At 53.9% G+C, this 2,709-nt stretch carries 2 protein-coding genes; one reads left to right on the top strand and one right to left on the bottom strand.

All coding sequences use genetic code 11. The annotated features are described in order from the left end of the window. The coding region (clpB, locus tag RTU33_RS21745; protein WP_312630162.1) for an ATP-dependent chaperone ClpB at nt 1-2,553 on the top strand (2,553 nt) is incomplete at its 5' end. Here clpB and RTU33_RS21740 read toward each other — a convergent pair. Then, the coding region (locus RTU33_RS21740) for a hypothetical protein (RefSeq protein WP_312630160.1) at nt 2,522-2,709 on the bottom strand (188 nt) is incomplete at its 5' end. The two genes, clpB and RTU33_RS21740, sit on opposite strands and share 32 nt — an antisense overlap.

Genomic DNA, 2,709 nt, shown 5'->3' with positions numbered 1-2,709 from the left:
AATAAATTCCAGCTTGCTCTCGCCGATGCCCAGTCTCTCGCACTGGGGCACGACAACCAATTCATCGAACCTCTTCATTTAATGAGCGCACTTCTGAATCAGGAAGGCGGTTCGGTTCGTCCATTATTAACCTCTGCTGGCGTTAATGCCGGGCAGTTGCGCACGGCCATCGATCAGGCCCTCAGCCGTTTACCGCAGGTGGAAGGCACCGGTGGTGATGTACAGCCGTCTCAGGATCTGGTTCGAGTGCTGAACCTTTGCGACAAGCTGGCGCAAAAACGAAACGACAACTTTATCTCGTCAGAACTGTTCGTTCTGGCAGCCCTTGAATCACGTGGCACGCTGAGCGACCTGTTGAAAACCGCCGGAGCAACAACCGCCAATGTGACTCAGGCGATTGAACAAATGCGCGGAGGTGAAAGCGTGAACGATCAGGGAGCCGAAGACCAGCGGCAGGCGTTAAAGAAATACACGCTCGATCTGACCGAGCGGGCCGAACAGGGCAAGCTCGATCCGGTTATCGGTCGTGATGAGGAGATCCGTCGTACTATTCAGGTGCTGCAGCGTCGTACCAAAAATAACCCAGTGCTGATTGGTGAACCCGGCGTCGGTAAAACGGCCATTGTTGAAGGGCTGGCGCAGCGTATTGTGAACGGCGAAGTGCCTGAAGGACTGAAAGGTCGTCGCGTGCTGGCGCTGGACATGGGCGCATTGGTGGCGGGCGCAAAATATCGCGGTGAGTTTGAGGAACGTCTGAAAGGCGTCCTGAACGATCTGGCCAAACAGGAAGGCAATGTCATCCTGTTTATCGACGAACTGCACACGATGGTGGGCGCCGGTAAAGCTGATGGCGCAATGGATGCCGGCAATATGCTCAAACCCGCGCTGGCCCGCGGCGAGCTGCACTGCGTCGGTGCAACGACGCTTGATGAATATCGTCAGTACATAGAGAAAGACGCGGCGCTTGAGCGTCGATTCCAGAAAGTGTTCGTGGCGGAGCCTTCCGTGGAAGATACCATTGCGATTCTGCGCGGCCTGAAAGAACGCTATGAATTGCACCATCATGTGCAAATCACGGATCCGGCTATCGTGGCAGCAGCGACTTTGTCGCATCGCTATATTGCCGACCGACAGCTGCCGGACAAGGCCATTGACCTTATTGATGAAGCTGCTTCAAGCATCCGAATGCAGATTGACTCGAAGCCAGAGGAACTTGACCGCCTGGAGCGCCGTATTATTCAGCTCAAGCTGGAACAGCAGGCGCTGAAGAAAGAGTCCGATGAAGCGAGCCAGAAGCGTCTTGATATGCTCAACGAAGAGCTGGAAGACAAAGAGCGTCAGTATTCCGGGCTGGAAGAAGAGTGGAAAGCCGAAAAAGCATCACTCTCCGGTACGCAAACCATCAAAGCAGAGCTTGAACAGGCAAAAATCGCCATTGAGCAGGCTCGCCGCGTGGGCGACCTGGCGCGGATGTCTGAGTTGCAGTACGGCAAAATTCCGGAGCTGGAAAAACAGCTGGCGATGGCCACTCAGTCCGAAGGTAAGACAATGCGTTTGCTGCGCAATCGCGTGACGGATGTTGAGATTGCCGATGTTCTGGCGCGCTGGACGGGTATTCCGGTAGCCAGAATGCTGGAAGGCGAGCGTGAAAAACTGCTGCGCATGGAACAAGAGCTGCACAGCCGTGTGATTGGGCAAAACGAGGCGGTTGAAGCGGTATCTAATGCTATTCGTCGTAGTCGTGCTGGTTTGTCGGATCCTAACCGTCCTATCGGTTCGTTCCTGTTCCTTGGGCCAACAGGCGTCGGGAAAACTGAACTCTGCAAAGCGCTGGCTAACTTTATGTTCGACAGCGACGATGCGATGGTGCGTATCGACATGTCTGAGTTCATGGAAAAACATTCCGTCTCTCGCCTGGTCGGTGCGCCTCCGGGATACGTCGGCTATGAAGAGGGCGGATATCTGACAGAAGCGGTTCGCCGTCGCCCTTATTCCGTCATCCTGCTGGACGAGGTTGAGAAAGCGCATCCGGATGTGTTCAACATTCTGTTGCAGGTGCTGGATGACGGACGTCTGACGGACGGGCAGGGCAGAACCGTCGATTTCCGTAATACAGTCGTGATTATGACTTCGAACCTCGGTTCCGATTTGATTCAGGAACGCTTCGGTGAGCTGGATTATGGCCATATGAAGGAGCTGGTGCTGGGCGTTGTCAGCCACAGCTTCCGCCCGGAATTCATCAACCGTATCGATGAGGTGGTGGTCTTCCATCCATTGGGCGAGAAACACATCGCTTCGATCGCGAAGATTCAGCTGCAGCGTCTGTATCAGCGCCTCGAAGAACGTGGTTACGACGTGCATATAGAAGAGGATGCGCTGAAGCTGCTTAGCGCGAATGGCTACGATCCCGTTTATGGGGCGCGTCCACTTAAACGTGCTATCCAGCAGCAGATTGAAAACCCGTTGGCTCAGCAAATCCTTTCCGGAGAGCTGATCCCGGGGAAAACGGTACGGCTGATGGTTAAAGACGACCATATTGTCGCGGTGCAGTAAGCGACCAAAAGCAAAAACGGGCCTTTTTAGGCTCGTTTTTGTTTAAAAAACCGACGAAATTGGTGGTATTAAAGCGGTGTTGTACGAATAGCGAGCGGTCAGAAAGTTTTTTTGAATTTATACTTGCCGTCTCAGAATTACCCCCTATAATGCGCC

Source organism: Scandinavium sp. (genome assembly GCF_032012665.1).
GTDB lineage: Bacteria > Pseudomonadota > Gammaproteobacteria > Enterobacterales > Enterobacteriaceae > Scandinavium.
The sequence above is the reverse complement of the archived record's forward strand: the minus strand, read 5'-3'. Positions and strand labels throughout refer to the sequence as shown.